General features: G+C 42.2%; 11 protein-coding genes. 5 read left to right on the top strand and 6 right to left on the bottom strand.

Going from position 1 to position 12,518, the window contains the following annotated elements:
- Positions 1-5 precede the first annotated feature (5 nt).
- Entirely contained in the window at positions 6-224 is a 219-nt protein-coding gene (locus MHB45_RS22045) for a hypothetical protein (protein WP_048678007.1), read from the bottom strand.
- The gene (locus MHB45_RS22040; RefSeq protein ID WP_048678006.1) at positions 217-840 is read right to left on the bottom strand and encodes a sigma-70 family RNA polymerase sigma factor; all 624 of its coding nucleotides are present in this window, start codon (positions 838-840) and stop codon (positions 217-219) included. The genes MHB45_RS22045 and MHB45_RS22040 overlap by 8 nt, the downstream gene beginning before the upstream one ends.
- Positions 841-996: 156 nt before the next feature.
- Between MHB45_RS22040 and MHB45_RS22035 the strand changes: the two genes are divergently transcribed.
- The 4 genes from MHB45_RS22035 to MHB45_RS22020 all read left to right on the top strand — a co-directional run bounded on the left by MHB45_RS22035 (position 997) and on the right by MHB45_RS22020 (position 7,017).
- Positions 997-1,161, top strand: coding sequence for a YvrJ family protein (locus MHB45_RS22035; RefSeq protein WP_081088496.1), 165 nt, complete (start codon positions 997-999; stop codon positions 1,159-1,161).
- A gap of 402 nt (positions 1,162-1,563) precedes the next feature.
- Positions 1,564-2,382: a GNAT family N-acetyltransferase gene (locus MHB45_RS22030; RefSeq protein WP_202186178.1), complete on the top strand. Its 819-nt coding sequence runs from the start codon at positions 1,564-1,566 to the stop codon at positions 2,380-2,382.
- A 40-nt stretch (positions 2,383-2,422) separates the two neighbouring features.
- Positions 2,423-2,881: a DinB family protein gene (locus MHB45_RS22025; RefSeq protein ID WP_202186179.1), complete on the top strand. Its 459-nt coding sequence runs from the start codon at positions 2,423-2,425 to the stop codon at positions 2,879-2,881.
- Between the two features lie 317 nt (positions 2,882-3,198).
- Positions 3,199-7,017 carry a bifunctional 2',3'-cyclic-nucleotide 2'-phosphodiesterase/3'-nucleotidase gene (locus MHB45_RS22020; RefSeq protein WP_340908102.1) on the top strand — a complete coding sequence of 1,273 codons (3,819 nt, stop codon included), beginning with the start codon at positions 3,199-3,201 and terminating at the stop codon, positions 7,015-7,017.
- 410 nt (positions 7,018-7,427) lie between these two features.
- Here MHB45_RS22020 and MHB45_RS22015 read toward each other — a convergent pair whose 3' ends face one another.
- Positions 7,428-7,835 (bottom strand): TspO/MBR family protein, encoded by a 408-nt coding sequence (locus MHB45_RS22015; RefSeq protein ID WP_226990475.1) that lies wholly within the window; start codon positions 7,833-7,835, stop codon positions 7,428-7,430.
- A 169-nt stretch (positions 7,836-8,004) separates the two neighbouring features.
- Here MHB45_RS22015 and MHB45_RS22010 point away from each other — a divergent pair, with 169 nt between their 5' ends.
- Positions 8,005-8,862 carry a DUF4349 domain-containing protein gene (locus tag MHB45_RS22010; RefSeq protein ID WP_048685269.1) on the top strand — a complete coding sequence of 286 codons (858 nt, stop codon included), beginning with the start codon at positions 8,005-8,007 and terminating at the stop codon, positions 8,860-8,862.
- Between the two features lie 53 nt (positions 8,863-8,915).
- Here the strand turns inward: MHB45_RS22010 and MHB45_RS22005 are convergent, their stop codons facing one another.
- From MHB45_RS22005 to MHB45_RS21995, 3 genes are all read right to left on the bottom strand, one after another.
- A complete protein-coding gene (locus tag MHB45_RS22005; protein ID WP_048685272.1) occupies positions 8,916-10,283 on the bottom strand; it encodes an amino acid permease in 1,368 nt (455 codons plus the stop codon).
- A gap of 318 nt (positions 10,284-10,601) precedes the next feature.
- The gene (locus tag MHB45_RS22000; RefSeq protein ID WP_072272308.1) at positions 10,602-11,759 is read right to left on the bottom strand and encodes an endonuclease; all 1,158 of its coding nucleotides are present in this window, start codon (positions 11,757-11,759) and stop codon (positions 10,602-10,604) included.
- A 200-nt stretch (positions 11,760-11,959) separates the two neighbouring features.
- A complete protein-coding gene (locus tag MHB45_RS21995) occupies positions 11,960-12,307 on the bottom strand; it encodes a phage holin family protein (RefSeq protein ID WP_048685276.1) in 348 nt (115 codons plus the stop codon).
- Between the last annotated feature and the right edge of the window lie 211 nt (positions 12,308-12,518).

The following is a 12,518-nucleotide window of genomic DNA, read 5'->3' as shown; positions in this document are numbered from 1 at the left end:
CTTTTTCATTGTTTTTGCTTAGTCAGGAATTCTGCAAGGAACTCCTCAAAATTTGGGGCTTCGATTGCTGCGATTTTTTCATATGATTCAATGATCTTGAGTTTAATTTCTTGTTCCAGATCATTCCGGTCTTGATAGTTCGTGTTTTTTAATGATTTTTTTATTTTAGGATTCAAAGAGTCGATTAGGTCCAACAATTCTTCTTTTGACAGTTTTTTATCCACAATGGCTTTTCTCCTTTCTAACATATACCTCATCCATATAGTGCTTTCGAAGTTTTTTTAGAGCTTGTTTACGGATGCTTGAGATATTCTGTGGCGACTCCTGGAAATAGGCAGCGATTTCCTTGTTGGATAGGCCGTAGGAAAAGATCATGGTCAGCACCAGGCTTTGTTTGGCTGTTAACTTCTTCAAGGCTTTTATCATCTCTTCATCACTTATGTGTGAAGCGAGTTCATTCGATTCCCCCATCTTTTCAAGTTGAACATCCAAGGTGCCGATTCGATCGATCAATCCGCCAGTATCCCTTGGTGTCGCATCAAGTACCATTCGATAGCGTTCCCGCTGCTTCCGTGCCCTTTTATCAAAATCAACAGAGAAAAAGTAAATTAAGGAGCACATGTATTTGTATACTTTAGCCCGGTAATAGAAAATTTTGAAAGTCTCGTTGAGATGATCGATGTTGTGGGAAGAAGGGGAATCAAGAGTTTCAGTGAAAATCTTTAGATGCTCTGGGTTCTGTAAGAATAATTGAATGATCGGTTGTGCAAAGAAAGATGAGTACTGTTGCTGCAGAAACTCCAATGAATGAGAAAAAAAATGAGAAGTTAATTGGTTCATTGTTATCCCTCCTTTTATTAATAAAGTGATAGACAAGGGGAATAAATCAATTATATAGGAACATTCGTTCTTTTTTCCATAAATCAATAGTGCTAGATTGATTTTTTTTGACAAGTTTCACTTTAGATATCAGATACAAGAAAAGGGGTGAAGAGGATGATGATTGAGGATGCTACTATGTGGGTTTCATTAGTTAGCGAATTTGGCTATCCATTCGTCGTTTCTATGTTTTTGCTCTTCCGCTTCGGTAAACAATTAAAAGAACTGACAACGGACGTAGAGAACTTAAAAAAGTCCGCTCATAAAACGAAAAAACGATAACCTCAGGACGTAAGTGCCGGATGGTAAACACCGAATTTCGGATTCTATTCTAAAAAGGGTCCGGAATTCGGGTATAAAGAAATGGGTACTATCTGAATTCAAGATTTTGTTAAATCCCTCCCTTAACCTAAAATAAAATAATGATAAACCATTATTTGGAATATAGCACAAAATAGGTAAAAAATAATCGTCATTTGGAATCATTTTACTGCTATAATTCATCCGTCAATGGAATTAGATAGGAAATCCTCCCCTCGTAGGATTTTAGTTTTATGGATTAAAGTGAAAATACTTTTAAAAAAACAACATTCATCAATAAACTTATGCGGCACCCAAGTAAATGGGTGCTGCTTTTCTTATTTTTTGGTAATAAACTGATAATATGGAAAAGGGGTGGCAAATTTGAAGAATGAACAGCTGGAAGATATTCGGATCCTGCAGCAAGAATGTGAACGGGAAGGTTTTACGTTAAAACTGAATTGGGAAACGCTTCGCAGTCGAAATGGTGTTAATAAGAATGATTTTCTCCACTATGATGGATTGAAGCTTGTTGGTTTTCTTGGTCTTTACGATTTTGGAAACAAAGCGGAGATGTGCGGGATGGTGCACCCTGACTACCGGAGGCAAGGCATTTTTACTAAGCTGCTGGAAGAGGCGATAAGGAGTGCCGTGGAGCGCAACTATAAGGTGATTCTCTTGAACTCACCTGCTCAATCCCACTCAGGGACAGAATTTTTGAAACAGCTCCCATGTGAGTTTGCTTTCTCAGAGTTTCAAATGAAGTGGTCCGAAACGGAGCTTGGTGATTATGATGATGCAGTCGTTCGCCCTTCACGGAGAGATGATGAGGAAACGGAAATTCAGCTGGATATTCAATGTTTCCATTTTACGAAACAAGAGGCGAAGGATTATTATCAGCGCATCCTATATGAGGATACTCTGAAAACCATGATGATTGAAAAGGGCGGCCGCGCAGTCGGTAAGATCCGGGTTGATCACTCAGGCCGGGAAGCGTGGATTTATGGATTTTCCATTTTGCCAAAATACCAGGGAAAAGGACTTGGAAGAAAGGCATTGAAAAAGGTTGTAGCCGAACAAGGCCAGCTGGGATATGAAATTTTTCTCGAGGTCGAGGCGACTAATGAGCATGCGTTAAGACTCTATGAATCTTGTGGCTTCAAAACGATTCAAAGACAGGATTATTATCAATACAAAGGCTGAAGGGGATTTGACGACAAAGAGTGTTAGGGGGCTGGGATGGATGTTGACATTATTCAATTATAACTGGCAGGTGAGAAGGGAATGGTTCAAGTGGTGCCGATCCTTACCGAATGAGGAGCTGAAACGGCAGCGTACGGGAGGGCTGGGCAATATATTGCGGACACTTGCCCATATTATCGATGTCGAATGCAGCTGGATCAGGGCCATACAAGGGAGGCCTGATGTCGCGATCGATTTGGACGCTTATGATACGATCGGAAAAGTGGAGGATTTATCTAACCAATATCACTCAGAGGTCATGGACTATTTGAACTCGCATGCAATTGAAGAAGAGAATGGAATGGTTCAGCCATCCTGGATGGATGGGACATATGAAAAAGGCAGGATACTGCGCCATCTCATAGCGCACGAAATTCACCATATAGGTCAGCTGTCCATCTGGTCGAGGGAGATGGACATCGAACCGGTATCCGCCAGTTTAATAGATCGGGATATATAGGTTCGCCGTTTTCAAAGGGTTTCCCTGAAAAAAGAGCGTAAGGAACGATCTTTAAAATCCATACGATGTTAGCAGGCTGGTTCATTTTCATGGGCCAGCTTTCTCTATCAGGGGACATTATCCCTAAGGATTCAAAGGGACTCTATGATGATTCATTTACATGATTGAAGGTATATCGAGCTAGGCGCTTTGGATGGGAATGAGTAAAAAGTACCATTTATTCAAAATTCGTAATATTACGGTAAATTTTGGCGATAATTCGACAAAATCATGATATATTATTCTAGCATTTTACAAAACTAGAAGGGTTGTGAAGTATGTCGTACAAGATTCATGTTAAGAAGATGCTCGCCCCGATTCTTGCTGTGAGTTTGATTACAGCGCCATTTACCGTACCGGGGGAGGCATCCGCCAAAGAGTCTAATAAGAAACCGGCCACGACTGAACCATTTATCATTTCAGCTCCTACTGTTCATTACTCAAAAGGCACCAAAGCGACTGTAACGGTCACACCGAAAAAGGGGAACAAAGGAAATGAAACCGTTGTCTTTCAATTAATGAATGGGACGAAGGTCATTTCACAATCAGCCGTTGAGGCGGATATTAAATCGGCCCAAAAGTTCTCGGCGTACTTCAACTCGTACAAATCGGGTTATTGGGTTAACGTATCGGTTGTCTCCAATTATAACGGCCATACGAGTGACTTCGGCAAAAGCCTGGCAGCCTCCGTTTCGGATGCCCCATTTGAACTAAGGGTCATGGAAACGACTGATATACACACTAATCTGGTGAGCTATGATTATTATAAGGATGCCGTATCGGACTCCGTCGGCTTTTCCCGCACGGCATCTTTAATCAAACAGGCACGAAAAGAAGTGAAAAATAGCGTTTTAGTGGATAACGGCGACCTTATTCAAGGGACCCCCCTAGGTACGTACAAAGCAAAAATAGTGCCACTGAAAAAGGGTGAAGTCCATCCCGTTTATAAAGCGATGAACTTGCTTGACTATGATGTGGCCACATTCGGCAATCATGAATTCAATTATGGTTTATCTTATTTGGACGAGGCCATCAACGATGCGAACTTCCCTTACGTCAATGCCAATGTTTATAAAAAGGATAAAGACAATAATCCAAAGAATGATAAAAATAAATATGCTCCTTATAAAATCGTCACGAAGAAAGTGAAGGACATCAATGGAAAAGAAAAATCAGTAAAAATAGGATACATTGGATTTGCCCCTCCGCAAATCATGGATTGGGATAAAGCGAATCTAGACGGTAAGGTCATGACAAAGGAAATCGTCACGACTGCAAAAAAATATGTACCTGAAATGAAGAAAAAAGGCGCGGATGTCATCGTGGCCCTCACGCATTCCGGGTTTAATGGCGATACCAAGAATACCGAGGATGTCATCTATTCATTAAGCAAGGTATCCGGCATCGATGCCATCACGTTCTCACACACACATAAAGTCTTCCCGGCACAAGATGAGGCTTCTTTAGACAGCCTATTCAAAGATAGCCAAGGAAAAGTCCTTGAAGGCGTGGATAATAAAAAGGGTACCATCAATGGTGTACCAGCCGTTCAAGCAGGATATGGCGGCAGTAATCTCGGGATCATCGATCTTGATATCCAAAATATCAAGGGAAAATGGAAAGTCGTCAATTCCGATTCATCAACACGGGCAATCAACGACAAAATAACAGGAAAAAAAGCGGCTGAAGATGCAGCTGTCGTCAAAGCCGTGAAGAAGGATCACGAAGGAACGATCAAGTATGTTAACACGCCAATCGGAACGACTACAGCTCCAATTCATAGTTATTTCGCCCTTGTTCAAGACGATCCTTCCGTACAGGTCGTGACGAGCGCACAGAAATGGTATGTAGAAAAATACATTCAAAGCAACCGCCCTGAATACAAAGACTTGCCCATCCTCTCTGTAGGAGCCCCATTCAAAGCGGGTCGCAATGGCGTCGAGGAATTCACGGAAATCAAGGAAGGCGGACTGACCATTCGCAGCGCCGGTGATTTATATTTATACGATAATACCTTGAAGGCAATCAAGATCAAAGGGTCCGTGGTTAAAGAGTGGCTTGAGATGTCTGCCGGGAAATATAATACGATCGATCCTGCCAAGTCTGAGGAACAGGAGCTGCTTAATGGAAAGTTTGCCGTCTATAATTTCGATGTGATTGACGGTGTCACGTACCAAATCGATGTCACCAAGGCTCCGCGCTATGATGAAAAAGGGATAAAAGTGTCGGATTCAAGCAGGATTGCAGATTTGAAATATAATGGTGAACCAGTGGACCCGAATCAAGATTTCATCGTCGTGACGAATAATTACCGTGCTTCGGGCGGGGGGAACTTCCCGGGAGTCAAGGGCAGCGAATATGTGGTTGACTCTGCGGATGAAAATCGCCAGATCTTGATGGATTACATCACACAAGAGGGTGAGATCAATCCAACCGCTGATAATAACTGGTCGATAGCCCCGATTTCAGGCAAGGTGAACGTTACTTTCACCTCATCGCCAAAAGGTGCGGAATATTTAAAGGAAGACAGCCCGATTTCCTATACAGGCAAAAAGGATGATAAAGGCTTTGGCATTTACAAATACAATTTGGGCAAAGAAAACGTTAAGGTGCAACTGCTCGGGATCAATGATCTTCACGGCCAGCTTGATACCACCTCCGATTTCGGCGGCATCAAACAAGGGCGTGCCGATTATTTAGCCGCACACTTGAAGCAGCGGAAAGCTGAAAACCCTGAAAATACACTTTTACTTTCGGCAGGGGATGCTGTTGGGGCAAGTGCACCCGTTTCTTCTTTGATCCAGGATAAACCGACGCTTCAGTTTTTGAATAATATGAAATTCGATGTCGGGACTGTCGGTAACCATGAGTTCGACAAAGGGGTAGAAACCTTGATGGCTCAGATCAATGGCGGAAAGTCGCCAACATCCGATGTGGTATTCGATAAATTGAACTTTCCATATATAGTGGCCAATGTCGTATATAAAGACACGAAAAAACCGATTCTGGACCCTTACGTCATAAAAAAGGTCGGCGGGGTTGATATTGGGTTCATAGGTGTAGTCACGAATGCCACATCTCAAAAAGTAAGTCCGGATGGCATTAAGAATGTGGAATTCATAGAACAGGCACCTGCCGTAAATAAGGCGGTAAATGAGTTGAAAGGTAAAGGCGTCAAATCGATCGTGATCATCTCACATGACCCAGGCACGGAAAAGGAAGGGGTCATCACAGGCGAAGTGGCTGATCTTGCTAATGCCGTGGATGATGAAGTGGATGTGATCTTAGCAGGAGATAATCATGCAAAGGTCAATAACTATGTCGATAATAAATTGATCGTACAAGCTTACTCTTATGGAACGGCTTTTGAAGATGTGGATTTGGAAATCGATCCAAGCACAAAGGATATTGTTAAAAAGTCAGCTGAGATTGTTACGGTTACACAAGATGGCATCACACCGGATGCCGGGACGACGAAATTCATCAACGACTACCTGGACATGTTCCCCGAGCTGAAAGCTCCGCTTGGGACAACGGATGAGAAAATTTTAAGAAACAATGCCTATACGCAGGAAACGGGCCTTGGGAATTTAATTGCCGATTCAATGAAGGCCGATTTGAACTCCGATTTTGCCTTCATGAATCCAGGCGGAATCCGTGCAGATATTCCCAAGGGGGAAGTCACTTTTTCCGATTTAGCTAAAATCCAGCCGTTCGGAAACGTATTGGTTAAGCTGGAACTGACTGGAGCGGAAGTGAAAACGCTGCTCCAACAGCAATGGATCGTGGAAGGATCTCCGAAAACTTTGCAAATTTCTGGACTGAGCTATACAGCCGACTTCAGTAAGCCTGTCACGGAACGTGTCACCTTATTGAAGAAAGCGGACGGAACACCGATCAAGGATACCGAAACATACACGGTGGCCGTCAATGATTTCATGGCAAGCGGCGGTGATAACTATACCGTCCTGAAAGGAAAAGAACGTGTGTTTGGACATGCAGACCTGGAAGCATTCGTTAACTATGTGAAAGAAACCTTTAAAGGCGGAAAGATCACGGCAGAAATTGAAGGCAGAATTACGAATATCAATAATTAGTTGGGTTTACTCGTGAAAATTGAGCAATTGCTCGTGAGTTTAGCGGGTTTACTCGTAAAATTGGGCATTTACTCGTGAGTTTAGCGGGTTTACTCGTGAAAATTGAGCAATTACTCGTGAGTTCAGAGGGTTTACTCGTAAAATTGGGCATTTACTCGTGAGTTTAGCAGGTTTACTCGTAAAATTGGGCATTTGCTCGTGAGTTTAGCAGGTTTACTCGTGAAATTGGGCATTTGCTCGTGAGTTTAGCAGGTTTACTCGTGAAATTGGGCATTTACTCGTGAGTTTAGCGGGTTTACTCGTGAAAATAGCACATTTACTCGTGAGTTTAGCAGATTTACTCGTGAAAAATGCACATTTACTCGTGAGTTTTCAACTTTTACTCGTGAAACTCAAAAAGGGAGCGCTCCTTAATATAAGGTGCGCTCTTTTTTGTGATTAATTGTTTCTGAAGCTAAACCTGATGTACGGTCTATTTTATAAAACTCGAATGCCGTCAATGTAATCAAGGTCAGCAGTGCAGCCATTTCAATAAAGGCTGTTCCGCGCAAGCCCCATTTGAAGAATAAAAAAGACCATAAGAAATTCAACCCTAGTTGAGTATCATAGAGGAGTTCAGCGGACTTCGATTCTTTTTCTTTGGATGCAATGCGATATTTCGCTATTCCCATAATCGTATAAAGGCTGGTCCAAGCAACGGGGAAAGTCCAGGAAGGAGGAGCAAAAGCAGGTTTCTTGAGTTTGTCATAAATTCCTTTTGAATCTCCTTGTGGCGAATATCCCCACAAGTGAACCACCAACGACAGGTACCAATACACTTTTAGCCAATTTTCCGTAGTTCATAATGCAATCCTCTTCTTTCTTCATTATTTGTATGTTCTTATACCTTTACCTTCGCACCTGAAAATAAAACATCCCCTTTATTCAAGAAGTGTAACTTTCTTCCAAACTTTACGTCGGTACTAGTAAGAAAAGGGGGGAATAGCGATGAACCATAAAACAATGATGCTCATGTTCAGTTTGTTCCTTTTACTTGCTGGATGCAGCAGTAACGAAAAAGATGATTCAGCATCGGAATCACAGGATGAAAAGGCGGAAAGTAAAATGGACGCTTCCATTTCCGGGAATAAGGTGCAGGAAGAAGCAGCGGAAAAGGAAGGGATGACGGATGAAAGAAAGGTCATCCATCAGGCCCAGCTTGAGTTGAAGGTGAAGAACCTTGAAAAGGCACAAATGAAGATTGAGAATAAGGTGGCTGAATATGGCGGATATGTTGTTGAGTCCAATGTATACAGGGAAGATGAAGAACTGGTGGAAGGAACGATCACTGTTCGGGTCCCTGAAGCCCATTTTCAGGATTTTCTAACCGATAGCGAGGGCGAGGCTTCAGAAGTGGTCGGAAGGAATGTGACAGGACAGGATGTAACGGAGCAATATGTGGATTTAAAAGCAAGGTTAAAGTCAAAGAGGGCAGTGGAGGAAAGGTTGCTTGCATTCATGAAGGATGCTGAGAAGACGGAAGATCTGCTGAAAATATCAGCCGATCTTGCCGTGGTGCAAGAAGAAATAGAGCAGCTGACCGGGCAAATCAAGTATCTTGAAAACCAGACTTCGTATTCGACCGTCACCATCACGTTATCACAGGATAGGATAGTTGTGCCGGGCATTGATAATAAGGAATTGAATACATGGGAGAGGACGAAGAAACAACTTGCAACGAGTGCGAATCTATTACTTAAAGCGGGTTCAGGAATCATTGTTTTTATAATAGGAAACTTGCCGATCCTCATTATTTTAGGAGGAGCTGGTGCGGTGGTCCATTGGGTGATCAAAAAGAAGGGGTAAAAGGTGAAGGAATGAAATAGAGGGTGCCAATTAGACTGGGCACCCTCTGCTATTTATCTTTTCCGTTTATGCAAGCCGGTCACATAATACAGGGCTACCAACAGTAGGATCCAAATCGGACCAACGATTAGAGCGATTCTTGTATCTGCTGAAAAACCGAGTACTATCATTACAAATACCAAAAAGGCTAAAGTGAAATAAGAAGTGAATGGGAAAAGAGGCATTTTGTAAGATAAGCCTTGTTTTTCTCCCTGACTCATTTTTCGTCTAGACATAATCTGTGTGACAAGTATCGTTCCCCATGTCCAGAGGGCGCCGAATGTAGCGACACTTGTGACGTAAGTGAAAACTTTATCGGCTTCCATGTAGTTAAGGTAAACGCCGAAAAGAAGTACGATAGCCGAAACGATAATGGCAACGCCAGGAACGCCTGACTTTGTTGTACGTTCGAAACTTTTTGGTGATTCACCTTGCTGTGCCAGGTTGAATAACATTCTTCCTGTACTGAAGATCCCGCTGTTACAAGATGAAAGGGCTGCTGTCAGTACGACAAACTGAATGATTCCGGCTGCGCCTGGTATACCGATTTTATCAAACATCATAACGAATGGGCTGTTTTCTCCATTCATTTCATCCCATGGAGTGATCGATAAAATGACCGTCAGAGCTAAAACGTAAAAAAGTAAAATCCGATAAAAAACGGTATCGATGGCTCTTTTTAAAGATTTTTCAGGGTTTTTAACTTCACCTGCGGTTACACCGAGCATTTCAATTCCCAAATAGGCGAACATGACCATTTGGAACGAGAGGATGACTCCAGAAATCCCATTAGGGAAAAATCCGCCATTTTCAACAAGGTTGCCGAAACCTACCGCGATTCCGCCGTTCCCCAAACCAAAAATGATCATTCCGAAGCCAAGGACAATCATCAGGATGATCGTTACGATTTTAATAAGGGCGAACCAGAACTCCAATTCACCGTAAGCCTTTACAGCAAGAAAGTTAATCGTTGTCATGATGGCAAGTGCGGCTAATGCCCAAGCCCATTGCGGAGTATCAGGGAACCAAAATTGCATGTAGATTCCGACTGCCGTAATTTCAGCCATACAGGTGGCGATCCAAACGAACCAGTAATTCCATCCGGTTATATATCCGGCTAGAGGACCGACAAATTCGCTTGCGTAACGGCTGAAGGAGCCTGCGACTGGATTTTTTATTGCCATTTCACCTAGTGCACGCATGATAAGATAGATCATAAGTCCGCCAATGGCATAAGAAATGATGATTGCTGGACCGGCTAATTTAATCGCAGATGCCGAGCCGAGAAATAAACCGACTCCAATGGCTGCGCCAAGAGACATTAATGCGATATGTCTTTCTTCCAAACCTCTATGTAGTTGAGATTCTTTGGAGTTTTGCATAATTTTCCCCTTTTCTATGTTGGAGTTTAATTTTCTCTATCTAGCATTTTATCACTAGTAGAGGTGAATACATATTATTTATTGATTTTTCACATAATATTACAATTAAATAATATATTTTAATAGTTAGAATGTAAAGAAAAATATGAAAACGCTTACTAAGAAAGTGTTCCTAAGGTTTTTAATCGTAATATAATCTTTCGAAACTAATTATAATGCTATACAAACAAAATATAATTATGTGATTTTTCTAAAAATTTAGACATTTAAAAGTGAAAAAAAGCTGTCCGAAGATAAGCAACAGCTTGATTCGTTTCATCATTGCCAGATGGCGGAGGCCCATTCAGGATGATCAATGAAAGGGTTGCGATTATGCTGATATTGATTATAAATGATCTCATTTCGGTTACGCTCGAAGGCATCTACAGGATCCTGTTCATTCCACTCCAGTAAGACAGCCAATTTACCATGATAAGGGGCTGTACCATTATTCACTTGATTATTCAGCTCTAAATTGACTTCCCCTGCATCACCCTCGTAACGAACCGCCATATAAAACAGCATCCGGGCGACATCACCTTTGACGCTATCGCGAGGTTCCCACGAATCAGAATCATAGTAATTTCCTGTCGCCTCGGTATGTTCAGTACCTCCATTATCAAAGTCCAGGTTGTTTCTTGTACTGTTGACGGAGGCATCAGTAGGCCGAAGGTGATGCAGGTCGGTGCCGGGTCCTAAAGTGGTACCAAAATCACCATGTGATTTTGCCCATACATGCTCACGATTCCAATCATTAACACCTGATCCGTTCAGCGTTTTTCCTTGGGAACGCCCTGTATAAAGTAGAATGACATTATTGGCGTTATTCGGGTCCTCATCGGTTATCCGTAAAGCTTCCCAGACATTTGAATACGATATTTCCTTATGGTCATCGATGATTTCATGGAGGGCTTTCTTTAATGACGCCCCTGATTTGCCGCTGGCTGAATCATAGTATGAGCCAACCCCCGGTGTCTCCTGTTCTGGTGAATCATTCCCTGAAAACATGGCAGATACATCTTTTAAGCCTGGATGGGTGAAATAGGCACTCAGTGTACCGGTGATGGTGACTTTTTTCCCTTTTATTGCAGGATTTGTTTTTAACCCAAATTCTGAGCGGAAGGAGGATGGAATCTGAACATAAACCATATTGGCAATGTTTGTTTCCGATGAGCTGTCTGCAAGTGCTATGGCATAATCATTCGGATAGCTGCTCGTAATGACGGTATTGACTGACGTGGGCTGTCCTACCACATATCCACTGACCGTTTTAATCGTGCTGTCTTGATTCGTAATGGCTTGGGAAACGGAGTAAGGAGATGACGAGCTGCCATCGCCAGCTGTGGCTAGTGATGGAGTGATGAAAAGAGCGGGAATAAGGAAAGCGAGCACGAGTACAATGGACAGGGCAAATCTTGATTCATGTTTTGTGAACATGTGATTCCTCCATAATTCGATTCATACCCATTTCCAGAGATATTGGCATGTATATGTAAAGTTATGGATATTAGCCGCTTTTTCCTTCTGGATTGTCAAAAATGAGAGAAAACAGCTAGAGATGCTTAGCGGAATTTAGTGAAATAGCCCGGGAAATATCGAAGGCTGTCATGGAAATGACATGAAAAACCGTCAGCATGCTACTGACGGTTTTTTTTACTCTGTTTTATAAGAAGACTTTGAATGAAACTCAATAACAATGATCCGATTAAAGCCCCCCAAAAAGAATCTATTACAAAGCCACTGACAACATAGGAAGTGATTTGGAATGTGAAGGCATTGATAATGAAAGAAAACAACCCGAACGTCAGGATGGTGATCGGCAATGTGATAAGTTGGAGGATGGGTCTAACCAGCAAGTTCATGATCGATAATATAAAAACCGCCAGCAAGGCAGTTCCGTAAGATTTGATCGTGATGGAGTCGAGAAGCCAGTCAATAACGAGCAATACCAGCCCGTTGATAAGAAAACGCATGATTATGTTCATGAAAAACTCCTCCTGAAGTCACTTTCTACAAGTCATTATACTAAAATTTGATGAATTTCAGTTATATGTTTGCAGAATTGTCACAAAAAAAGAGGATACGATATGCATTCCCCAGAATGGAAAGAACCCTTTTAAGGGTCATAAAAGAGTTCTTCTTTAAAAAACAGTCCAGTTGATTGGAACGGAAGGTGCGAGACTCCTGCGGGAAAAG

It is taken from the genome of Peribacillus sp. FSL K6-5616 (assembly GCF_038008245.1).
In the GTDB taxonomy this organism is placed as follows: domain Bacteria; phylum Bacillota; class Bacilli; order Bacillales; family DSM-1321; genus Peribacillus; species Peribacillus frigoritolerans.
This window is presented reverse-complemented; position numbering and strand designations above follow the sequence as displayed.